The sequence below is a fragment of the Pantoea sp. B270 genome (genome assembly GCF_018726825.1).
GTDB lineage: Bacteria > Pseudomonadota > Gammaproteobacteria > Enterobacterales > Enterobacteriaceae > Pantoea > Pantoea dispersa.
This window is the reverse complement of sequence record NZ_JAHCSX010000003.1, coordinates 544,800-565,343: the sequence shown is the minus strand read 5'-3', so window position 1 is coordinate 565,343 and position 20,544 is coordinate 544,800. Positions and strand designations below refer to the sequence as shown.

The following is a 20,544-nucleotide window of genomic DNA, read 5'->3' as shown; positions in this document are numbered from 1 at the left end:
TCAGCGCCCGGTGGATTGACTGAATTCTGGCCCTCAAACCATGCCCGGACGGCTCCCTCTCCCGCGTGCGGGAGAGGGCGGCGGTGAGGGCGAAAGGCCGCCAGCACCAGAAATCAGCCGCGTTTCGCCAGCAGTTTCGGAATCTCACGCAGGCACCAGGCTTTGGCTTCACCCATGCTATCGCGGCGCCACGCCATAATAATATCCACCTCACGGGTGTACTCGGCGCTGACGACGCGCAGGCGGCCTTCGGCGATATCTTTCTCTACCATCGGATAGGGCATGGTCGCTACGCCGAGACCGGCCAGCAGCGCGCGGCGTTTATCATCCATGCTGCTTACCGTCAGGCGCTGCTGTTTGTCCAGCAGCTGCACCGTCAATACCGGACGTTCGCGCGCGGTGTCCGCCACAGCGATGCCGCGATACTTAACGCGCGTGACCTCGGACAGCGGCTCGGCTTCCTGATGAATCGGGTGATCCGGACTGGCAACATACACGCTCATAATGCTGTACAGCTTGCGTGTGTTGATCTCGGTGGAGGCGCGAAAATGCAAATCCGGCGCGATCACGATGTCGGCGCGGCCCTGCTCCAGTCGCTCCCACGCGCCCGCCAGCACTTCAGTGACCAGCGAAATCTGCGTATTGGCTTTCTCGGCCAGCTTCTCTACCAGCGGGAACAGCAGCTCGGTCGGGATCAGCGCTTCGGCCACGATGGTCAGATGGGTTTCCCAGCCGCGCGCCAGCGCTTCGGCATCGGTGGTGAGTTTATCGGCGGCTTCCAGCAGCACGCGGCCGCGTTCCAGCAGCATTCGCCCGACGTTGGTGAATTTGGTGCGATGGCCGGAGCGGTCAAACAGCACCACATCCAGCTCCTCTTCCAGCTTCTGCATGGTGTAACTCAGCGCCGATGGCACGCGTCCCAGCTCGTCGGCCGCCGCGGCGAAGCTGCCGCGACGGTCAATAGCATCCATCACACGTAAAGCTTCCAGGGTTAACGCGCGCTCTTTAGCCATGCCGACTCTCTGTCAGTAAATTTGAATATGCCAGGCAGATTAACTGGCTAACAATCCGGCGTCCAGCCTTTTACCATTGACGTATAAAGCCTGTGGTGGATTCTCACCGCAGTGCGTCGGAGGTAAAGCATGATGACAACCCGCTGCGCGTCCGCATGTGGCCAGGCCGATTTCGGTTGGTTGCAGGCGCGCTATAGCTTCTCATTTGGCCACTATTTTGATCCCCAGCTGATGGGCTACGCCTCGCTGCGCGTGCTGAATCAGGAAGTGCTGGCACCCGGTGCGGCATTTCAGCCGCGCACCTATCCGCAGGTGGATGTGCTCAACCTGGTGCTGCAGGGTGAAGCCGAATACCGCGACAGCGAAGGCAATCACCTGGTGGCGCGCGAGGGCGAAGCGATGCTGCTGTCGGCCCGCCAGGGCGTCAATTACAGCGAACACAATATCAGCAAGGATCGCCCGCTGACGCGCATGCAGCTGTGGCTGGCCGCCTGTCCGGAACGGGAAAATCCGCTGCTGCAAAAACGCGCGCTGCCGCAGCAAACCCATGTGCTGATTGCGTCACCGGATGGCGCGGACGGCAGTTTGCAGCTGCGCCAGCAGGTGTGGGTACATCAGGTCACGCTGGCACCAGGCGAGCAGTACAGTCTGGCGCTGCACGGACCGCGCGCCTATTTGCAGTCGATTCACGGTGCGCTTGAGGTACGGGCCAGCAGTGCGCATCAGGAGCAGCTGCGCTGTGGCGATGGGGCGTTTGTCAGTGAAGAGGCGCAGATTACGCTGCAGGCGGAAACGCCGCTGCGTGCGCTGGTGATTGATATTCCGGTATAAAAAAGGCGGCCCTGCTGGCCGCCTGTGGCATTATTTCAGAATGGTGAAGGCGGTGGTGACGTGCTTCACACCGCTGACACGGCTGGCGATATCCGCTGCTGCCTTCGCTTCTTCCTGCGTTACCAGACCCAGCAGGAACACTTCCCCGTTCTCAGTGGTGACTTTCACGTTGGACGATTTCACCTGATCGCTGCCCAGCAGCTGCGAGCGGATTTTGGTGGTGATCCACGTATCCGATGAAGACGTGCCGAGGCTCACTTTCTGCCCGGTGCGAATCTCGTTATACACCTCTGTCGCGCCATCAACGCCCATGGCGATCTGTTTCGCCCGGCTGGCGAGATCGGCTGACGGTGCCTGACCGGTCAGCAGTACTTTGCCCTGATACGCGGTCACGACCACGCGCGCCTGATTTTTGATCTGCTCATCTTTTGCCAGCGCGTTAGTGACGCGCAGCTCCAGCGTGCCGTCATCAACCTGCGTGCCCACGGTACGCGGGTCGGTGGCGGTTTTGGTGGCGACCGCAGCGCCGCCGGCGACAACCGCCACGCAGCCCTGCAGCAGCATGGCGGTTAACAGAATGGCGATAGCGTTCAATGCTTTCATTTGAGCTCCTTCAGTCATTCCTGGTGTGGGAACAAGGTGTTATCAATCAAATCGCACAGGCAGTTCAGCGTCAGCATATGCATCTCCTGAATGCGTGCGCTGCGATGTGACGGAATGCGAATTTCCACATCGTGCGGACCGAGCAGGCCCGCCAGCTCACCGCCGTCATGGCCGGTCAGCGCGACGATAGTCATATCGCGGGTAACCGCAGCTTCCACCGCTTTAACAATATCGCGGGTGTTGCCACGGGTGGAGATGGCCAGCAGAACGTCGCCGGCCTGTCCAAGCGCACGAACCTGCTTGGCATAAATTTCGTCGTGCAGACGGTCGTTACCGATTGCCGTCAGCATCACATTGTCCGCACTCAGCGCCAGCGCCGGCAGGCTGGGACGCTCAGTCTCAAAACGGTTAATCATGCTGGCGGCAAAATGCTGGGCGTTAGCCGCCGAAGCGCCGTTACCGCAGCTGAGGATTTTGTTGCCGTTAAGCAATGACTGCACCAGCGTCATCGCGGCGCGGGAAATCGCATCTGGCAGCGCTTCGGCTGCGGCGATTTGCGTCTGAATACTTTCGGTAAAACACGCTTTAATTCTGTCCTGCACAAGACCACCTGGTTCTATCCATCCGCACGAAAGGCATCGGCCAGCCACACCAGTTCGCGCCCGGTGATGGCGATGATGTCAAAACGGCAATTCACCGTATCAAAACTGCCGCCGCGTGCCAGCAACCACAGCGCAGCGGTACGCAGCAGCTTTTGTTGTTTCTGGCGCGTCACGCTGGCAGCCGCGCCGCCAAAACGTGCATCGCGCCGATAGCGCACTTCAACAAACACCCAGCAATCCGCGTCGCGCATAATCAGGTCGATTTCCCCGCTGCGGCAGCGCACATTGCTGGCTTCCCACTGCAGTCCGGCGCGCTCAAGGTAGCGACGCGCCTGCTGCTCCTGCTCAGCGCCGAGGCGCTGGCGGTTTACTGCACCGGAACGATTTGTCCCTGACGATACTGGTTCCATGCCAACTTCCTGTTGATCACGCAATCCGTGTCGGCGCTCAGCTTGCCGGTGTTGCCATCAATGGCGAAGCCCGGTACCTGACGCATCTGGTTAAACTGGTTCGCCAGCGTCCAGGCATCAATGCCCATCGCGTAGAGGCGTACCAGCGAATAGTCGTTGTTAAAACTGCGCGCCGCCTGCTGCATCAGGCCTGGATTGGCACCGGACAGCAGCGGAATATCGCTGAACTGCAGGCCATCCATCTCCAGCCGGAAGTCCGGACCGGCACCGGCCTGCGCACTGCGCGAGCTGGCATACAGGGCGATGTTATTGCGGCTGCTGGTGCGCATGGCAATCATCGGCTTGATCAGCTGCAGTTCGTCCTGAGTGGCAATAATGTAAACCGCATCAACGCTGCCGCTGCTGCTGGCGCTCTCAGGTGCCGGAGCGCTGGTCTGCGGTGCCGGAATCGTCAGACCGGCGACCGCCACGCCCTGCGGCTGGTCCGGCTGCACCGTCAGTGGTGTGCCGCTCAGTGCAATACCGGCGCCGCTGTTGATGCCCTGTTTCAGCTCGCCCACGCCGCCGAAACGCTGCTGCAGCACGGTTGCGCCGCCCAGCTTCTGCCACTCCTGCGCAAACGCTTTGCCCACGCGGTCGCCATAGCTGCTGCGCGGCATCAGCAGCAACGGCTGGCGTTTGCCCTGATCCCAGATATGGTGCGCGGCATCGCGCGCTTCGTCTTCAGGAGAAAGCGCAAAATAGCAAATATTCGGATGGTTCTGGATCTGCTCTGGCTCGTTGAGCGCCAGCACGTTCAGCGGTGTCTGGCTGTTGGCGACCTGTTCCACGTTATTTTTCAGCAGCGGACCCACCACCAGGGTGGCACCATCCTGCTGCGCCTGCTGCATCACCTGAGCAATCGGCTGGCTGCTGGTGTCATACACTTTCACCTGGGCGCTGCTGGCGGGCTGCGCGACGGCTGGCTGTGCGGCGGGCTGCTGCGGCTGTGCGCTGTCTGACGGCGTGATGGCCGCGGCCGCCGGACTGACTACCGCGTTGGCATCGCCATTAGCTGGCGTTGTCGTGCTGGCGGGCTGCTGCGTGGAGGCGCTGGCATCGCTGCTGACCGGTGCGGCAGGGGCTGCCGGCGCAGTCAGCACACCGTTTTTCGCATCGTTAAAGCCTTTCTGGATGGCACTGGCGAACACCTGCGCCTGACCATTAAGCGGCAGCAGCAGCGCGATAGTGCTGGTCGAGGCTTTAGTGAAGTTCTGCACCTGGCTGAGCTGGGTCGGCAGGGTTTTCGCGCCGGGGTTTTGCGGATAGCGCGTCTGCCAGTCGCTAATGGCGGCTTTCAGCATCTGGGCATCCTGGCTGTTGGCGTGCCAGGTATTCAGCAGGTCGAGCCAGCCCTGCAGCGTATTTTCGTCGGCGTTGATCACCACGCTGTTGAGCTGATCCTGGGTAAGCTGGGTCAGCGCCTGCCAGGTGGCGTCAATATTGCTCTGGTGATCGGCGCCTTTCAGCAGCGGTTCCTGAGCAATATAGGCGCGCAGCAGCGCGAGCGACGGACGATTTTGCGCAGCGGCAATCTGCAGCGCGTAGTAGCGCACCTGCTGATCCTGCGACAGGTCAGCGGCTTTTATCTGTCCCAGCAGCTGCTGAGCACCGTTGAAATCCTGCTGGGCAATCTGCAGCTGGGCGCGCAGCAGCAGCAATTCCTGCTGTTGTACGTCAGAGAGCTGCTGTGGCAGCTGACCGAGCTGATTTTGCGCCTGCGGATACTTTCCTTCCTTCAGCAGGGCACGGATGGCAAGTAATTGCCAGTCGGTCTTGCTATCATCGCTGCTTTGCTGCACCTGCTGCAGATAATAGTCAGAGCGGCCCGTGGCAGGACCCTGCACGTTTACGCTTGAGGTTTGCTGCGGTCCCTGGCCGCTACAGGCGGCCAGAATCAGGCCCGCGAGCAAAACAGGGACCAGGCGTCCTGCTTTATGACGTACGACTTTCGAAGGAAGCATACTGTATCCAGTGATGTTTTTTTCAAGATGCTCAATATTAAATCGGCAATTCGGATGAAACAATGAAACAACTCGATCGGGCAGAGATTTCTGCCAGCACGCTCTATATCGTTCCTACCCCGATCGGTAACCTGGGTGATATCACGCAGCGTGCGCTGACGGTGCTTGCGAGCGTCGATCTGGTCGCTGCGGAAGATACACGTCATACCGGGCTGTTGCTACAACATTTCGCCATCAATGCGCGACTGTTCGCACTTCACGACCATAACGAACAGCAGAAGGCCGACGTGCTGTTAGCGAAGCTGCAGGAGGGCCAGAGCATTGCGCTGGTTTCCGATGCGGGCACGCCGTTAATCAACGATCCGGGCTACCATCTGGTGCGTCGTTGCCGCGAGGCCGGGGTGCGTGTGGTGCCGTTGCCCGGTGCCTGCGCGGCGATCACAGCATTGAGCGCGGCGGGATTACCGTCCGATCGTTTCTGTTACGAAGGGTTTCTGCCGGCCAAAAGTAAAGGACGTTGCGATGCGCTGCGTGCACTGAGTGACGAGCCGCGCACGCTGATTTTCTACGAATCGACACATCGCGTGCTGGATACGCTACAGGATATGGTCAGCGTATGGGGCGCGGCGCGCTACGTGGTGCTGGCACGAGAGCTGACCAAAACCTGGGAGTCATTGTACGGTGCGCCGGTGGGGGAATTGCTGGCGTGGGTGCAGGCGGATGAGAATCGCCGCAAGGGCGAGATGGTGCTGATTGTCGAAGGCCATAAGGCGGATGAAGAGACGCTGCCGGCAGAGGCGCTGCGCACGCTGGCGCTGCTGCAGGCTGAGCTGCCGCTGAAAAAGGCGGCGGCGCTGACGGCGGAAATTCATGGAGTTAAGAAAAACGCCCTGTACAAGTATGCGCTGGAGCAGCAAGAGGCGTGACAAACGCGGGCGGATCGCCTATTATCCCGCGCCGAAGCTGACCAGACAGTCGCCGCTTTGTCGTCGTCCCTTTCGGGGGAGACGGGCAGAGGGGAGGAAAGTCCGGGCTCCATAGGGCAGGGTGCCAGGTAACGCCTGGGGGGCGCAAGCCTACGACCAGTGCAACAGAGAGTAAACCGCCGATGGCCCAGTAATGGGATCAGGTAAGGGTGAAAGGGTGCGGTAAGAGCGCACCGCGCGGCTGGCAACAGTCCGTGGCACGGTAAACTCCACCCGGAGCAAGGCCAAATAGGGGTTCACATGGTACGGCCCGTACTGAACCCGGGTAGGCTGCTTGAGCCAGTGAGCGATTGCTGGCCTAGATGAATGACTGTCCACGACAGAACCCGGCTTATCGGTCAGTTTCGACTTTTTTAATGAGCGCCCGCAGGTGAGAATCTGCGGGCGTTTTGTTTTTGGGGGTGTGGTGCGTGCTGTCCCTCATCCTAACCTTCTCCCGCAGGCGGGAGAAGGGACCGATTGTGCGTGTGGCGAGTTGAGTGCTCGCCCTGCAAGACCGCAGCAAACTATTCCCTCTCCCCGTGGGAGAGGGTTAGGGTGAGGGCAGAAAACCGCACGAAGCCAGAAAACCACACAAAACTCCCATTTCCCTGCGTAAAGAAACGCAAATCCGCAAAAATATTCTTTTCCCTGTGCCAGAATAGGCGCGTGTTCAACTACTGAGGACAATTTTTCATCCACACCGGGAAAAGCAACAACGTGGATAAGTTGTAAAATTATGGATAACCATTTCGTTACACTTTACGCATTAACCTCTTCACCCATCTGCGTTTTCTCCTGCTCACTGAGCGATCGGCACTGGCGCTTCGCGCTGTAGTTTTTTCTCTCCTTCTTAGCTTTTTGTCTTTTTCAGCTATCACGCTGCGGTTTGCGCGTGGATGGCGTTTATTTCTCACAGGAGAGAAATCATGCTGTACTGGATTTTATTAGCGTTAGCGATTGCTGCCGAAATTACGGGCACCGTGTCAATGAAATGGGCCAGCGTCAATGGCGGTAGCGTCGGCTATATTTTTATGCTGTTGATGATCGCCCTGTCATACATCTTCCTCACCTTTGCCGTTAAACGTATTGCCCTTGGCGTGGCTTATGCCATGTGGGAAGGCGTCGGTATTCTGTTTATCACCCTGTTCAGCGTGATGCTGTTTGACGAGGCGCTGTCGGTGATGAAGGCGGCGGGTTTGATCACGCTGATCGCGGGTATCGCGCTGATCAAAGCGGGGACATTCAGCCGTGAGGAGCTGCGTCATGACCACGCTTAACGTCGTGCATCTGGCCTGGCTGGCGCTGGCCATCGTGCTGGAAATTGTGGCGAACATCGCGCTGAAATACGCCAACGGCTTCCGCCGTCCGCTGTATGGCGTGGTATCGCTGGTGGCTGTCCTGGCGGCATTTAGCGCCCTGTCGCAGGCAGTGAAGGGGATCGATCTCTCGGTGGCCTACGCCTTGTGGGGCGGTTTCGGTCTGGTGGCTACCGTAGCGGCAGGCTGGATCCTGTTCGGACAACGCCTGAACACCCGCGGCTGGCTGGGCGTGGCACTGCTGCTGGCCGGGATGGTGTTGATCAAATTTGCCTGAGGCAGCGCAATACTGCCTGCCTTCCTTTCCCAATAGTGGGAGAGAAGGGCAGGCATGCGTAAGCCAGTCAGCGCTTAACCGCGGCCGTGCGGCTCATCCCAGTCAAAAGCCGGTCCCAGCGAAATAACGCCGTTCGGATTGATGGTCTTGTGGCTACAGTAGTAGTGATGGCGGATGTGCGGCAGGTTCACCGTATCGGCAATGCCCGGCATCTGATAAATATCGCGCAGTAAGCCGTTCAGGTTACGGTAATCGCTGATGCGATGACGATCGCACTTAAAGTGGGTCACGTAGACCGGGTCAAAGCGCACCAGCGTGGTCCACAGGCGCAGATCGGCTTCGGTGAGGCGATCGCCGGTCAGATAGCGATGCTGACCCAGAATCTGCTCCAGCCGTGCCAGCGCATGGAACAGCGCGGTTACGGCTTCATCATAAGCCGACTGTGACGTGGCAAATCCGCTTTTGTAGACGCCGTTATTGACGGTGTCATAAATCCAGCCGTTGAGTTCGTCGATCTTGTCACGCAGCTCGGGCGGGTAGTAATCGCCGGCGCGAGCGCCCTGCGCGTCGAAGGCGCTGTTGAACATACGGATGATATCGGCGGATTCATTACTGACAATAGTGTGCTGCTTTTTATCCCACAGCACCGGCACGGTCACGCGACCGCTGTACTGCGGATCGGCATGCAGATAGAGCTGATAGAGGAATTCGTTCTGATACAGCGAATCGCCGGTCGCGGCGGGGAAATCATCGTCGAAGGTCCAGCCGTTCTCCAGCATCAGCGGGTGCACCACTGACACCGAAATCATCTCTTCTAATCCCTTCAGCTGACGCATCAGCAGGGTGCGATGCGCCCACGGGCAGGCCAGCGAAACGTATAAATGGTAACGATCGCGCTCGGCGGCAAAGCCGGCTTTCCCGGTTGGTCCGGCGCTGCCGTCTGCCGTGATCCAGTTACGCCAGACTGCTTCTGTGCGTTTGAAGCGGCCACCGGTTGACTTCGTATCGTACCAGGTGTCATGCCAGACACCGTCAATCAGTTGTCCCATAAGCCCTCCATAAAAAAACGGGGCGAGGAAAATCCCCGCCCCTGCTATTCAGTATATGTGCTGTTGCACGGCTTGTGTGCTTAGCGTGCGGTTGCTGGCATAAAGCGCTGACGAATCAGACGGTCAATGCTGTAGGCGCCCGGACCTACCAGACCCAGCACCAGGAAACCACCGGCGATGGACAGGTTTTTCATGAACATCAGCTGGTTAACGCCTTCCGCAAAGTTGCTGTGGAACAGGAACGCGGTCAGCAGCGTGAAGCCGGCGGTGAACAGCGCGGTGAAGCGCGTCAGGAAGCCGAACAGAATCGCCAGGCCGCCGCCCAGTTCCAGCAGAATCACCAGCGGCAGCAGGAAGCCCGGCACGCCCATCGCCTGCATGTACTGTGCGGTGCCTGCATAGGCGGTGATTTTGCCCCAGCCGGCAGTAATAAACAGGATGGTCATTAATACGCGTGCCAGCAGCAGGCCTGAGTCTTCGAATTTTTTCATCATTTACTCCAACAAGGTTTTTGGCGCAGGTTGTTGGCCTGCCGGGTTATTTTCCCGCTAAACCGCGTTAAACAGTTCGTCGGGCTGATGGAGGGAGATGATAGTCGCGCGCAGCAATAGTTGTAAGCGAGATAAACTGTCGATGTTATTCAGGAATTCTGAAGGAGGAAAACCGAACCTTTTCGATCCGGTTTAAGGTGAGGAAGTTAGCGTGCGGCATCGCCGATTTGATCATGCGCCAGGTGCTCCACAGGCCGAGTCCGCGTTTGGCCCAGCGCATGATACGGTTGGGGCTGCGGATCGACCAGATGGCCAGCGCGCTGCTGCCAATCGCCAGATAGCGGCGCAGGCTGAGAAACGTCAGCCAGCCGCGATCGTACTGCGCGGTGCTTTCCAGCCAGTCGCGGCGGGCAGCGCTGAGATCCAGCCGCTGCTGCTGTACCTGATTAAGCAATTCATGAATGCGTGCTTCACGTTCACGCTGACTCATGAGCGATGCTCCTCGAGTAAGGTGCGATCGGTGTCCAGCTCTTTGCGCGTATGGCGCAACAGCGTGGACTGCCGGGATTTACGCAACGTCCATAAACCAAAAATCAGCGCCAGCGCGAATAGCACGCCGGTAGTGATGGCAATCGCCATCAGCCGGTACTGCGCATCCACCGCCCAGATAATCAGCACCATCAGGCTCATCAATCCGAAAGCGGTAAACAGCATGGTCAGGCCTATCATGATCAGCATCTGGATCAGATTGGCCTTTTCCTCTTCCAGCTCGGCAACGGCCAGCCGCACGCGTGTCTCGACCATGCCAACCAGCGTTGTCACCACGCGCTGACCTACATTGAAGACCCCTTTGCCTGGGCCGTGGCTCTGATTCTCGCTCATATCAACGACGTGAAATCAGGATGCCGATCAGCACGCCCACTGCTGCGCCGATACCCACGCCGTGCCACGGATTTTCACGCACGTAGACGTCCGCTTTCTCCGCCGCTTCACGCGTGGTCTGCGCGATGCGTTCGCCGGATTCGCCCAGCCGCTCGCGTGAACTCTCAATGGCACCGCGTGCTTTGTGACGCAGTTTATCCAGCTCGCTTTTCGACTTATCAGCCGAGCTGCTCAGCACTTCTTCCAGGGTGTCGGCAAGGTTTTTCAGTTCCGCACGCAGATGTTCAGATGTGGTGTCTTTAGCCATGGTGTTCTCCATTACATCATTTATTTAAGTCCGATTAATAAGGCTCGGCCTGCAGCTTTTTCAGCTCCTGGCGTGCCTCTTCCAGCTTCCGTTCGCGCTTACCGATCTTCTCCTGGTCTTTGCCTTCCTGGCGATCCTGCTGCAGTTCGCGCTCGCGCTCAGCCACTTTATGCTGCTGGGCTTCAATGCGTTCAGCGTGAGCGGATTTCAGTTTCTCGTCAGTGCAGTTGGCGCGGACTTCAGTCAGCGCGCGTTCCAGTCCCGTGACCCGGCGCTGGTTGTCGTGCTGTTTCGCCATCTCAATTTCGCGCTGAATATCCTGCTGTTTTTGCTGACACAGCGATTCCGCTGCCAGCAGTGAACCCGAGAGAGAGAAAAGAATCGCACCCAGCAGTAGTTGTTGTTTCATCAGGTTTTTACCTTCCATTGTTGACGACCTGTCGCAAACCGGACAGGAGGGGCATCCCAGCTTGTCGTCTGCTCGCGCTTACTTAAGAATAGACAGCAGACGAAAAAATTCAAAAAACACGCGGGGATAGCGAGGATTGAGGTGCCGCCGGGCGGTGAATCCGACGGCGGGGATCAGCTATAGGTGGGGCGATTAGCGTCCACCACCTGCTGTGACGCCTGCGGACCCGCCGCCACGACAAAGCCCTGTGGCAGCAGGCGGCGCAGTACTTTCTGCGCCGCCAGGCTCTGCTCTTCATTCTCAAAATGAATGACCAGCGCATCGCCTGCCGAGGTAATACTTTTAATCCGCACGCCCTGCGCTGAAAGCTGCTGGTAGAGATAAAAGCCGTCCGGCAGATTGGTGCCGCTGTGTGCCACGCGGATCTTCACCACCGTTTCATGCTGCATCAGTTTGGGCACAATGCCGATAGCCAGCAGCGCCAGCACGCCAGCGCACAGCCAGGGGAGTAAACGCCTGGGGAAATTACGCAACCCTGTCATTACTGTGACTTCCCGTTCTGACCCGCCTGACGTTTACGCCACAGCACTACCAGTGAACCCACCAGACCGATGACCAGCAGCACCAGCGGCAGCAGCATCAGGCAGAACATCAGCTCATCTTCATAGCGGCGGAAAATGGGGGTTTTCCCCAGCGCAAAGCCGAGCACGGTAAGAATCAGCACCCACAGGAAGCCGCTCATCCAGTTAAAGAACTGGAAGCGGGCATTGCTCAGGCCAGAGAGGCCGGCAATGGTCGGCAGCAGGGTACGGACAAAGGCGATAAAGCGGCCAATCAGCAGCGCAGACAAGCCGTGGCGATGGAACAGACTGTGGGCGCGCTGATGATACTGCGCGGGCAGATGGGAGAGCCATTTCTGCACCGTCGGCGTATTACCAAGCCAGCGGCCCTGAATGTAACTGACCCAGCAGCCGAGGCTGGCGCCGGTGGTCAGCACCAGCAGGGTCAGCGGGAAGCTCATGGTGCCTTTCGCGATCAGCACGCCGACCAGAATCAGCAGACTATCACCGGGCAGAAACGCGGCGGGCAGCAGGCCATTTTCGAGAAACAGAATCATGAACAACACGCCATAAATCGCCCACACCAGCGTGGGGTCGGAGAGCATTTCGTAATCCTGCTGCCACAGGGCATGCAGCAATGCTTGCAAAATATCCATCAATCATTCCTGAACATCATTGTTAAACGTGCCCGTGAGGGGCTTAGGCGCAGGCGGGTAAAGTTATACATTTTAGGTATGCCACCTGAGCAGGATTTCCGGATCCATCCAGAATTGATTGTTAAATCAGCGACTTTTTATAGCCCTGTCGCAAAGGGTAAGAAAAGGGCGATAACTGTAACAAAAATCGCGGGATTCAGACAGTGTAAAGTCGCGGTCGCACAGGAGTTTTACCTTTTGACGCAGATGGTCAAAAGGAGCTTTACACGAGCTGACACTATTGCAGATTAACTGACTTTTTAGCCTGAAAATGCAGCGTTTCTGCCATTGCGGCTTCAGGGCAGGATCACCGGATTTTCTGCAAACATGTAGCGGTCAACGTTGAACTCGAAATCATCGGCGGTGGCGTCGAACAGCATCTGTTTAGTATTTTCCAGATGCTGCCACATCGCCAGTTTGCTGGCGGCGGGATCTTTGCGCATCAGCGCTTTTAAAATCTGGTCGTGATCGTCGCACCAGCTGGTGATATGGCGTGCGTCAATGTGCTCGTGCAGCTTGAGCCAGTAAGGATTATGCAGCCGGTGCCGCCACATTTTCTCTACGATAGCAGCCAGCGCGCTGTTTTGGGTGGCCTGGGCAATGCGCACGTGAAACTCCATATCCCATGTCGAATCGCGCGCATGATCTTCCTGCCGGGCTTTTTCCTGAATTGCCAGTAGCGCCACGATGTCCTGTGGACGGATCTGCGTGGCGGCAAATTCGGCGACATTGCTCTCAATCAGCTGGCGCGCCTGCAACAGTTCAAAGGGGCCATAGCTGGCAAACTCCAGCTGATCGGCGGCGCTGTCGCGCGGTTGTGGCTGGTCGCTGATCACATGAATGCCGGACCCTTTGCGCACCTCGACGTAGCCTTCCACCTCCAGCATGATGATCGCTTCCCGCACCACGGTGCGGCTCACCTGGTGCGCCTCCGCAATCATCCGCTCTGCCGGTAACTTTGCCCCCACGGCATAACTGCCCGCTTCGATGCGCTGCTTGAGTTCGCTGGCGAGTTGCTGGTAGAGGCGGCGGGATTCGTTCAGGTCCATGATTTTTCGGTTCTGTGAAAGACGGTAAGTTGTTATACCACTTACCCTGCGATGTCGCAAAGCGCTGAAGCTGTTATACCATCTGGTAAGTTAAGAACCTGTGCGCCTGCTCAGGTTTTATCTTTAATTGATAGAATATACATATATTTAAGTTGATGGAAATAAGCGGCACGCCGGCTTTCGCCGTATGGCAATGATGGATAATGTGACGCAGTTGGCAAACAAATCTCCCTGTCGCTGAAATTGGTATGATAACTTTTGCGCATTAGCTGACCGATTTCATCTTCAAGGAAGCGACATGTTGCGACTCAACCGCCGCGATTTCCCCGGCGCACGCTATAGCGAACGCGTGATCCAGTTCGGCGAAGGCAACTTTTTGCGTGCCTTTATCGACTGGCAGCTCGACTGGCTCAATGAACATCAGGGCACCGATGCCGGCGTGGTGGTGGTGCGACCGCGCAACCGGATGCAGACGGAGACGCTCAATCAGCAGGATGGCCTCTACACCACGCTGCTGCGCGGCCTGAATGAAGCGGGGCAACCGCTCAGTGAAACCCGGCTGATCCGCAGCCTTAATCGTGAAATCCAGCCTTATCAGCAGTTCGATGAATTCCTGGCTCTGGCACGCGCGCCGCAGATGCGTTTTGTGTTCTCCAACACCACCGAGGCCGGCATCGCGTATGCCGAACAGGATCGGCTGGAGGATCAACCTGCGTTGTCGTTTCCCGGCAAACTGACGCAGCTTTTGTGGGCGCGTTATCAGCACTTTGCCGGTGCCGCCGATAAAGGCTGGCTGATCGTGCCGTGTGAGCTGATCGACCATAACGGCGATACGCTGCGCGCGTTAGTGCTGCGTTACTGCCAGCAGTGGCGGCTGCCAGCGGCCTTTATGCAGTGGGTGACGCAGCACTGCGCCTTTTACAACACGCTGGTGGATCGCATTGTCAGCGGCTATCCGCCGGATGGCGCACAGATTGCAGCCCAACTGGGCTATGACGACCGCTATCTGGTGGCCGGGGAGCGCTATTACCAGCTGGTGCTTCAGGGACCGGATGCGCTGATGCATGAGCTGCAGCTGACGGCGCTGGCGCCTGCCGTCAGGCGGGTGGATGACATCACGCCGTACAAAGCGCAGAAGGTGGCGATCCTTAACGGGGCGCACACTGCACTGGTGCCGGTGGCGTTTCAGGCCGGGCTGGCGAGCGTGGGTGAGGCCATGAACGATGCGCAGCTGGCCGCTTTTGTCGATGCGCTGCTGCGCGAAGAGGTGATTCCGACGCTGAATTTGCCGCGCGCCGAGCTGCACGCCTTTGCCGATGCGGTGCAGCGCCGCTTTCGCAATCCGTTTATTCACCATGCGCTGCTGGCGATTGCGCTCAACGGCATGACCAAATTCCGCACGCGCCTGCTGCCAACGCTGTTGCAGGCGCAGCAGCAGGGTGGCGATTGGCCGCCGCGCCTCATCTTTGCCTTTGCCGCGCTGCTGGCGTTTTATCGCGGCCAGCAGGATGATCGGCAGTGGCCGCTGCAGGATGACGCGCACTGGCTGCAGCGTTTTGCCCGGCTGTGGCCGGCGGTCCTCACCGATCAACTCACCCCGCAGCAGCTGGTGAGCGACGTACTGAGCGACGCGCAGCACTGGGGCGAAGATTTAACCCAGCGGCCCGGTCTGGTTACGGCGGTCAGCCAGCAGCTAAACAACATTCTCGTCCACGGCATGCGGACGGCCCTTAGCCAACTGAGATAACGCGATGCAACAGGCAATCAAAATACATTCACGCGACAACGTCGCCGTCGCGCTGCAGGATCTGGCGGCCGGCACCCAGGTTATCGTCGCAGAACAGCGGATTACGCTGCAGCAGGATATCGGGCGCGGCCACAAGTTTGCGCTGCAACCGCTCAACAGTGGCGAGCAGGTGATTAAATATGGGTTGCCGATTGCCCATGCCACTCAGCCGATCGCCGTCGGCGAGCTGATTCACTCCAGCAACGCGCGCACCAATCTGAGCGATGTCGATGACTATCACTATCAGCCGGAACACCTTACGCTGCCACCGCAGGCGGCGGATCGTGAGGTACAGATCTATCGTCGCGCCACGGGTGAGGTTGGCATTCGTAACGAGCTGTGGATTTTGCCGACCGTCGGCTGCGTGAACGGCATCGCCCGGCAGATTGTGTCACGCTTCCTCCGGGAGAGTGACGACGCGGCCGGCATCGACGGCGTGCACCTGTTCAGCCATCCCTTCGGCTGTTCACAGCTGGGGCAGGATCACGAAAATACCCGCACCATGCTGCAAAATATGGTGCGTCATCCCAATGCCGGCGCGGTGCTGGTGATTGGACTCGGCTGCGAAAACAATCAGGTCGATATCTTTCGCGACACGCTGGGCAGCTTTGACAGCGAACGTGTGCAGTTTATGGAGTGTCAGCAGCAGGATGATGAAGTGGAAGCCGGCCTGCAGCGGTTGCATGCGCTGTACAACGTGATGCGTCACGACCGTCGCCAGCCGGGCAAACTGAGCGAGCTGAAGTTTGGTCTCGAATGCGGTGGCTCGGACGGCTTTTCCGGCATCACCGCCAATCCGCTGCTCGGCTGTTTCTCTGATCAGATGATCGCCAACGGCGGCACCACGGTGCTGACCGAAGTGCCGGAGATGTTTGGTGCCGAGCGCATCCTGATGAGCCGCTGCCGTGATGCGGCGATTTTCGACAAAACGGTGGCGATGATTAACGACTTCAAGCGCTACTTTATCGATCATCAGCAGCCGATTTATGAAAATCCATCGCCGGGCAACAAGGCGGGCGGCATCACCACGCTGGAGGAGAAGTCGCTGGGCTGTACGCAAAAAGCCGGGCAGAGTCAGGTGGTGGATGTGCTGAAATACGGTGAGCGGCTGCGCACGCCGGGGCTCAATTTGCTCAGCGCGCCCGGTAACGATGCGGTCGCCACCAGCGCGCTGGCCGGAGCCGGCTGCCATATGGTGCTGTTTACCACCGGACGCGGCACGCCGTATGGCGGCTTTGTGCCCACCGTGAAAATCGCCACCAATACGCCGCTGGCGGAGAAAAAGCCGCACTGGATTGATTTCAATGCCGGACGGCTGCTGGAGGGCACCAGCATGGAGGCGCTGCTGGCGGAGTTTGTTGAGACTATTGTGGCGATTGCGAACGGCCAGCCGGCGCGCAATGAAGCTAATGATTTCCGCGAGCTGGCGATCTTCAAGAGTGGCGTGACGCTTTAAAGCGGCAGCGGTTAAAGCGCGGCACCGGTGGGTGCCGCGACACGGGTTAACCGGCGGTACGCGGCTGACGTTCCGCTTCCGCCTGACATACGGCGGCGGTAAACAGAATGTCGGTCGAGGAGTTGAGTGCGGTTTCGGCGGAATCCTGCAGTACGCCGATGATAAAACCGACGGCAACCACCTGCATCGCCAGATCGTTAGGAATGCCAAACATGTTGCAGGCAACCGGAATCAGCAGCAGCGAACCGCCCGCCACACCGGACGCGCCACAGGCACACAGCGAGGCGACAAGGCTCAGCAGAATAGCGGTGGGTACGTCCACGGCAATGCCCAGCGTGTGCACAGCAGCCAGCGTCAGTACGGTAATGGTGATTGACGCGCCCGCCATGCTGATGGTCGCGCCCAGCGGAATCGAGACCGAATAAGTGTCTTCATCCAGATTCAGGCGTTTGGCCAGCGCCATGTTGACCGGAATATTCGCGGCCGAGCTGCGGGTAAAGAACGCCGTTACGCCGCTTTCGCGCAGGCAGGTAAACACCAGCGGATAAGGATTGCGACGGATTTTCTGAAATACCAGCATCGGGTTGACCACCAGCGCCATAATCAGCATGCAGCCAATCAGCAACGTCAGCAGGTGGGCATATTGCCACAGCGCGCCGAAGCCGGTTGAGGCCAGAATCGATGCCACCAGGCCAAAAATGCCCAGCGGCGCGCAGCGAATCACACAGCGCACCACCCAGGTCGCGGCATTCGACGCGTCATTCAGGAAGGCTTTGCTGCTTGGGCTGGCATGACGAAACGCCAGGCCAAGACCAATCGCCCACACCAGAATGCCAATGTAGTTGGCGTTCATCAGCGCTTCAATCGGATTAGCGACCATGCTCATCAGCAGGCCGTGCAGCACTTCGGTGATGCCGGACGGCGGGGTAATTTCGGTCGCGCCGACGTCCATCGACAGCGTCTGCGGGAACAGATGGCTGAAAATCACCGCGACCACCGCCGCGAAGAAGGTACTGAGCAGGTACAGCATAATGATCGGGCGAATATTGGTTTTTTGCCCCTGCTGATGGTTGGCAATCGAAGAGATCACCAGCACCAGCACCAGCAGCGGTGCCACGGCTTTCAGCGCGCGCACGAACAGTTCACCCAGCAGGCCGACGGCCAGCGCGGCATCGCGTGAAAGCCACGCCAGCGCCACGCCGGCAATCAGGCCGATCATGATTTGTTTTACCAGGCTTCCTGAGAACAGCGCACCCAGCGGTCGAAGAAGATTATTTAGCATATTACGGTCTTTTTATCGCGGTATGAGTGTTGTGCGCGGTTGCTCCGCGCCAAACGGTTTGCCCGGCGGAGTATAAGGAAAAGAGCTGACGAGAAAAGAGATAATTCTGCCGGTGAGCGCCAGATCGGTTTTTTGATCTGCTGATGACGGGAAGTGTGACAGAGATATGAAACGCGAAGGTTGGCGCTGGCGAAACAAAGCAGGGGCGATTAGCGCCCCTGCAGAAGATTATCGTGAGATGCCTTTCTGGTCGTTTCTGTGGTTTACCCAGGCGTTAATCAGCAGCGTACCGCCGAGAATCACGCCGACCACCGTCAGCGAGATCGCCACCGGAATGTGGTAGAACTCGACGATCAGCATCTTGATACCGATAAACACCAGCACGATCGCCAGACCGTACTTCAGCATCGAGAAGCGCTCTGCCACGTTGGCCAGCAGGAAGTACATAGCGCGCAGGCCAAGGATGGCGAACAGGTTAGAGGTCAGCACGATGAACGGGTCGGTAGTGACGGCAAAAATAGCCGGAATACTGTCGACAGCGAAAATAACATCGCTCAGCTCCACCATAATCAGCACCAGCAGCAGCGGTGTGGCAAACAGCACGCCGTTTTTGCGGGTGAAGAACTTTTCGCCGTGCAGTTCATCGGTCATGCGCAGATGCTTACGCAGCCAGCGCACCACCGGCTTATCGCCGACGGCAGCGTCATCGCCCTCTTTAGCGAAGGCCATTTTGATGCCGGTAAACAGCAGGAAAGCGCCGAAGATGTAGAGGATCCAGCTGAACTGTGTGACCAGCCAGCTGCCAGCAAAGATCATGATGGTACGCAGCACAATCGCGCCCAGCACGCCGTAAATCAGCACGCGGCGCTGAAGATTAGACGGAATGGCGAAGTAGCTGAACAGCATCAGCCAGACGAAGACGTTATCGACCGCCAGCGCTTTTTCCAGTACGTAACCCGTCAGGAAAGCCAGGGTTTGCGCGGTTGCCACTTCGCGCCCGGCGCTACCGTCGAGATACCACCAGAACGCGGCGGCAAACAGCAGAGAAACGGAGATCCACACCAGCGACCAGACGGCAGCCTGTTTGAATGACATGGTTTGTGCGCCGCGTCGTCCCTGTAAGAAGAGATCGATCGCCAGCATGATGAGCACGACGACAGCGAAGCTGCCCCAGAGTAACGGTGTGCCTACAGAGTGCATAGTCGTATCCTGTCCTGAAAATGAAAAACGGCTGAGTCAGAAGACGTCAGCCGCTTTATAGAGCTGCAAGCAAACCTCGCCTTCCGGCAAGGTCTCACTTACAACACAGAATCAATTCCGGGTTGCCTGACGACCGGATGCGCTACGCATCGTAATGACGATCGGTCAGCTTACAAGTTACTCCCCTTTGCTGCCGCCAACATACGTGCAAGCGCGAGCAGATTCAATGGGGGAGCTGTAATATTTTGCAATATTTACACTTCTTTCCGATCCGCCGGAAACACCACGCCGGTCTGGCGACGAATCTCTGTCAGCAACCGGGCGGTAATGCGTGACACCTCCAGCGCAGGGTGCTCCACCTGGCGCGTTTCCACCAGCCGGGCGAAGGTCTCTGCTTCATACAGCATAGTATTGATGTGCTGTGGCTGCGTCAGGTTCTGGCTCTCGCCACCGCGCGGAATCAGGCGCAGCTGCTGGCACTCGGAAATTTTCTCTATCACCAGCGAGCCGGCTTCGCCCTGGATTTCGCTGGGAATCAGGGAATCACTGACTTTTGAGTGCAGCAGCGTGACGTCGAAATCGCCGTAGTCCAGCACTACCACGCCGTGCGCATCGACGCCACTTGCCAGCAGCGAGGCCTCAGCTTTCACCTGCTGCGGCGCACCCCACAGGGTAACGGCAGCCGCGAGGCAGTAGTAGCCAATATCCATGATCGAACCGTTGGACCAGCGCGGGTTAAAGGTATTCGGGTTCTCACCGTCGAGATAGCGCTGATAGCGTGACGAGTACTGACAGTAGTTGAACAGCGCTTTGCGCAGCGTGCCCAGCTGCGGCAGCGCCTGTTGCAGGCGCAGGAACGTCGGCAGACTGGCGGTTTTGAACGCCTCAAACAGCACCACCTGATGCTGACGCGCACAGGCAATCATCGCCTCAGCTTCACGCAGGTTAGAGGCCAGCGGTTTTTCGCAGATGACGTGTTTGCCGTGCGACATGAACAGCAGTGCCTGCTCACAGTGCAGCGCATTGGGGCTGGCGATATACACCGCGTCGATTTCCGCACTTGCCGCCAGCGCCTCCAGTGAGGTAAAGGTCAGCGGACAGGGATAATCCGCGACAAAGGCGTCGGCCTGCTGCTGACTGCGTGAATAGACGGCGCTCAGTTTCATTTTGCCGCTCTCATGCGCGGCGTCGATAAACTGGCGGGTGATCCAGTTGGTTCCCACAATGGCAAAACGTATCACGGCTGGCTCTCCTGCACTCTGAAAGCGGCAGAGTAGCATGTTCCCTGGCGGCGCAGGCAGGCGAAATTTGATCCTGCGATCCGCATTCCAATATGATGATGCCAAACCCTTTTT

Annotated in this window: 23 protein-coding genes and 1 other RNA gene; 7 read left to right on the top strand and 17 right to left on the bottom strand. The window is 58.4% G+C overall.

The genetic code is table 11. The features are described from left to right. Positions 1-113 precede the first annotated feature (113 nt). A complete protein-coding gene (locus KOL70_RS22055) occupies positions 114-1,013 on the bottom strand; it encodes a LysR family transcriptional regulator (protein ID WP_021509719.1) in 900 nt (299 codons plus the stop codon). A 129-nt stretch (positions 1,014-1,142) separates the two neighbouring features. Here KOL70_RS22055 and KOL70_RS22050 point away from each other — a divergent pair, with 129 nt between their 5' ends. Continuing rightward, a complete protein-coding gene (locus tag KOL70_RS22050) occupies positions 1,143-1,844 on the top strand; it encodes a pirin family protein (RefSeq protein WP_031280148.1) in 702 nt (233 codons plus the stop codon). A gap of 30 nt (positions 1,845-1,874) precedes the next feature. Here KOL70_RS22050 and dolP read toward each other — a convergent pair whose 3' ends face one another. The 4 genes from dolP to KOL70_RS22030 are packed head-to-tail and all read right to left on the bottom strand — an operon-like array spanning position 1,875 to position 5,462. Next, positions 1,875-2,447 carry a division/outer membrane stress-associated lipid-binding lipoprotein gene (gene dolP, locus KOL70_RS22045; protein ID WP_021509717.1) on the bottom strand — a complete coding sequence of 191 codons (573 nt, stop codon included), beginning with the start codon at positions 2,445-2,447 and terminating at the stop codon, positions 1,875-1,877. Between the two features lie 14 nt (positions 2,448-2,461). Continuing rightward, positions 2,462-3,049 carry a DnaA initiator-associating protein DiaA gene (diaA, locus tag KOL70_RS22040; RefSeq protein WP_021509716.1) on the bottom strand — a complete coding sequence of 196 codons (588 nt, stop codon included), beginning with the start codon at positions 3,047-3,049 and terminating at the stop codon, positions 2,462-2,464. A 14-nt stretch (positions 3,050-3,063) separates the two neighbouring features. Next, positions 3,064-3,459, bottom strand: coding sequence for a YraN family protein (locus KOL70_RS22035; RefSeq protein ID WP_021509715.1), 396 nt, complete (start codon positions 3,457-3,459; stop codon positions 3,064-3,066). After that, on the bottom strand, positions 3,417-5,462 hold the full coding sequence (locus KOL70_RS22030; RefSeq protein ID WP_215481608.1) for a penicillin-binding protein activator: 2,046 nt from the start codon (positions 5,460-5,462) through the stop codon (positions 3,417-3,419). The genes KOL70_RS22035 and KOL70_RS22030 overlap by 43 nt, the downstream gene beginning before the upstream one ends. Positions 5,463-5,524: 62 nt before the next feature. Here KOL70_RS22030 and rsmI point away from each other — a divergent pair, with 62 nt between their 5' ends. From rsmI to mdtI, 4 genes are all read left to right on the top strand, one after another. Next, a complete protein-coding gene (gene rsmI / locus KOL70_RS22025) occupies positions 5,525-6,388 on the top strand; it encodes a 16S rRNA (cytidine(1402)-2'-O)-methyltransferase (protein WP_058759850.1) in 864 nt (287 codons plus the stop codon). 33 nt (positions 6,389-6,421) lie between these two features. Further along, positions 6,422-6,798, top strand: an RNA gene (gene rnpB, locus KOL70_RS22020) — RNase P RNA component class A. 558 nt (positions 6,799-7,356) lie between these two features. Further along, entirely contained in the window at positions 7,357-7,707 is a 351-nt protein-coding gene (gene mdtJ / locus KOL70_RS22015; RefSeq protein WP_215481607.1) for a multidrug/spermidine efflux SMR transporter subunit MdtJ, read from the top strand. Next, the gene (mdtI, locus tag KOL70_RS22010; RefSeq protein ID WP_021509711.1) at positions 7,694-8,023 is read left to right on the top strand and encodes a multidrug/spermidine efflux SMR transporter subunit MdtI; all 330 of its coding nucleotides are present in this window, start codon (positions 7,694-7,696) and stop codon (positions 8,021-8,023) included. Before mdtJ ends, mdtI begins: the two co-directional genes overlap by 14 nt. A gap of 74 nt (positions 8,024-8,097) precedes the next feature. Here the strand turns inward: mdtI and KOL70_RS22005 are convergent, their stop codons facing one another. The 9 genes from KOL70_RS22005 to exuR form a co-directional block, all read right to left on the bottom strand. Next, on the bottom strand, positions 8,098-9,072 hold the full coding sequence (locus KOL70_RS22005) for a glutathione S-transferase family protein (RefSeq protein WP_215481606.1): 975 nt from the start codon (positions 9,070-9,072) through the stop codon (positions 8,098-8,100). Between the two features lie 80 nt (positions 9,073-9,152). Next, positions 9,153-9,563 carry a DoxX family protein gene (locus KOL70_RS22000; RefSeq protein ID WP_010618799.1) on the bottom strand — a complete coding sequence of 137 codons (411 nt, stop codon included), beginning with the start codon at positions 9,561-9,563 and terminating at the stop codon, positions 9,153-9,155. A 145-nt stretch (positions 9,564-9,708) separates the two neighbouring features. Further along, complete coding sequence (locus KOL70_RS21995) at positions 9,709-10,053, bottom strand: YqjK-like family protein (RefSeq protein WP_254185903.1); 345 nt, start codon at positions 10,051-10,053, stop codon at positions 9,709-9,711. Continuing rightward, positions 10,050-10,445 carry a phage holin family protein gene (locus KOL70_RS21990; RefSeq protein WP_021312955.1) on the bottom strand — a complete coding sequence of 132 codons (396 nt, stop codon included), beginning with the start codon at positions 10,443-10,445 and terminating at the stop codon, positions 10,050-10,052. Before KOL70_RS21990 ends, KOL70_RS21995 begins: the two co-directional genes overlap by 4 nt. Before the next feature lies 1 nt (position 10,446). Next, entirely contained in the window at positions 10,447-10,752 is a 306-nt protein-coding gene (locus KOL70_RS21985; protein ID WP_021509708.1) for a YqjD family protein, read from the bottom strand. A 34-nt stretch (positions 10,753-10,786) separates the two neighbouring features. Next, positions 10,787-11,161: a DUF1090 domain-containing protein gene (locus tag KOL70_RS21980; protein WP_136546454.1), complete on the bottom strand. Its 375-nt coding sequence runs from the start codon at positions 11,159-11,161 to the stop codon at positions 10,787-10,789. 173 nt (positions 11,162-11,334) lie between these two features. Continuing rightward, positions 11,335-11,703 (bottom strand): EnvZ/OmpR regulon moderator MzrA, encoded by a 369-nt coding sequence (gene mzrA, locus KOL70_RS21975; protein ID WP_031280145.1) that lies wholly within the window; start codon positions 11,701-11,703, stop codon positions 11,335-11,337. After that, positions 11,703-12,377, bottom strand: coding sequence for a DedA family protein (locus tag KOL70_RS21970; protein WP_021509705.1), 675 nt, complete (start codon positions 12,375-12,377; stop codon positions 11,703-11,705). Before KOL70_RS21970 ends, mzrA begins: the two co-directional genes overlap by 1 nt. Positions 12,378-12,712: 335 nt before the next feature. After that, complete coding sequence (gene exuR / locus KOL70_RS21965) at positions 12,713-13,465, bottom strand: transcriptional regulator ExuR (RefSeq protein WP_058759846.1); 753 nt, start codon at positions 13,463-13,465, stop codon at positions 12,713-12,715. Between the two features lie 298 nt (positions 13,466-13,763). Here exuR and KOL70_RS21960 point away from each other — a divergent pair, with 298 nt between their 5' ends. Both KOL70_RS21960 and KOL70_RS21955 read left to right on the top strand, forming a co-directional pair. Further along, positions 13,764-15,212, top strand: coding sequence for a tagaturonate reductase (locus KOL70_RS21960; protein ID WP_215481605.1), 1,449 nt, complete (start codon positions 13,764-13,766; stop codon positions 15,210-15,212). Positions 15,213-15,216: 4 nt separating this feature from the next. Next, entirely contained in the window at positions 15,217-16,707 is a 1,491-nt protein-coding gene (locus KOL70_RS21955) for a UxaA family hydrolase (protein WP_215481604.1), read from the top strand. Positions 16,708-16,753: 46 nt separating this feature from the next. Here KOL70_RS21955 and sstT read toward each other — a convergent pair whose 3' ends face one another. The 3 genes from sstT to KOL70_RS21940 all read right to left on the bottom strand — a co-directional run bounded on the left by sstT (position 16,754) and on the right by KOL70_RS21940 (position 20,430). Next, on the bottom strand, positions 16,754-17,989 hold the full coding sequence (gene sstT, locus KOL70_RS21950) for a serine/threonine transporter SstT (protein WP_031280144.1): 1,236 nt from the start codon (positions 17,987-17,989) through the stop codon (positions 16,754-16,756). 228 nt (positions 17,990-18,217) lie between these two features. Beyond that, entirely contained in the window at positions 18,218-19,189 is a 972-nt protein-coding gene (locus tag KOL70_RS21945; RefSeq protein WP_021509700.1) for a TerC family protein, read from the bottom strand. Positions 19,190-19,443: 254 nt separating this feature from the next. Beyond that, entirely contained in the window at positions 19,444-20,430 is a 987-nt protein-coding gene (locus tag KOL70_RS21940; protein ID WP_058776398.1) for a Gfo/Idh/MocA family protein, read from the bottom strand. Positions 20,431-20,544 lie beyond the last annotated feature (114 nt).

Excerpts from the sequence above, each read along its gene's own strand:
- KOL70_RS22035 (WP_021509715.1), bottom strand. The coding sequence starts at position 3,459 with ATGGAACCAGTATCGTCAGGGACAAATCGTTCCGGTGCAGTAAACCGC.
- sstT (WP_031280144.1), bottom strand. The coding sequence starts at position 17,989 with ATGCTAAATAATCTTCTTCGACCGCTGGGTGCGCTGTTCTCAGGAAGC.
- mdtJ (WP_215481607.1), top strand. The coding sequence starts at position 7,357 with ATGCTGTACTGGATTTTATTAGCGTTAGCGATTGCTGCCGAAATTACG.
- exuR (WP_058759846.1), bottom strand. The coding sequence starts at position 13,465 with ATGGACCTGAACGAATCCCGCCGCCTCTACCAGCAACTCGCCAGCGAA.
- mdtI (WP_021509711.1), top strand. The coding sequence starts at position 7,694 with ATGACCACGCTTAACGTCGTGCATCTGGCCTGGCTGGCGCTGGCCATC.
- mzrA (WP_031280145.1), bottom strand. The coding sequence starts at position 11,703 with ATGACAGGGTTGCGTAATTTCCCCAGGCGTTTACTCCCCTGGCTGTGC.
- rsmI (WP_058759850.1), top strand. The coding sequence starts at position 5,525 with ATGAAACAACTCGATCGGGCAGAGATTTCTGCCAGCACGCTCTATATC.
- KOL70_RS22005 (WP_215481606.1), bottom strand. The coding sequence starts at position 9,072 with ATGGGACAACTGATTGACGGTGTCTGGCATGACACCTGGTACGATACG.
- KOL70_RS21985 (WP_021509708.1), bottom strand. The coding sequence starts at position 10,752 with ATGGCTAAAGACACCACATCTGAACATCTGCGTGCGGAACTGAAAAAC.
- KOL70_RS21955 (WP_215481604.1), top strand. The coding sequence starts at position 15,217 with ATGCAACAGGCAATCAAAATACATTCACGCGACAACGTCGCCGTCGCG.
- KOL70_RS22030 (WP_215481608.1), bottom strand. The coding sequence starts at position 5,462 with ATGCTTCCTTCGAAAGTCGTACGTCATAAAGCAGGACGCCTGGTCCCT.
- KOL70_RS21970 (WP_021509705.1), bottom strand. The coding sequence starts at position 12,377 with ATGGATATTTTGCAAGCATTGCTGCATGCCCTGTGGCAGCAGGATTAC.
- KOL70_RS21960 (WP_215481605.1), top strand. The coding sequence starts at position 13,764 with ATGTTGCGACTCAACCGCCGCGATTTCCCCGGCGCACGCTATAGCGAA.
- KOL70_RS21990 (WP_021312955.1), bottom strand. The coding sequence starts at position 10,445 with ATGAGCGAGAATCAGAGCCACGGCCCAGGCAAAGGGGTCTTCAATGTA.
- KOL70_RS22000 (WP_010618799.1), bottom strand. The coding sequence starts at position 9,563 with ATGAAAAAATTCGAAGACTCAGGCCTGCTGCTGGCACGCGTATTAATG.
- KOL70_RS22055 (WP_021509719.1), bottom strand. The coding sequence starts at position 1,013 with ATGGCTAAAGAGCGCGCGTTAACCCTGGAAGCTTTACGTGTGATGGAT.
- KOL70_RS21980 (WP_136546454.1), bottom strand. The coding sequence starts at position 11,161 with ATGAAACAACAACTACTGCTGGGTGCGATTCTTTTCTCTCTCTCGGGT.
- KOL70_RS21945 (WP_021509700.1), bottom strand. The coding sequence starts at position 19,189 with ATGCACTCTGTAGGCACACCGTTACTCTGGGGCAGCTTCGCTGTCGTC.
- KOL70_RS21995 (WP_254185903.1), bottom strand. The coding sequence starts at position 10,053 with ATGAGTCAGCGTGAACGTGAAGCACGCATTCATGAATTGCTTAATCAG.
- KOL70_RS22050 (WP_031280148.1), top strand. The coding sequence starts at position 1,143 with ATGATGACAACCCGCTGCGCGTCCGCATGTGGCCAGGCCGATTTCGGT.
- dolP (WP_021509717.1), bottom strand. The coding sequence starts at position 2,447 with ATGAAAGCATTGAACGCTATCGCCATTCTGTTAACCGCCATGCTGCTG.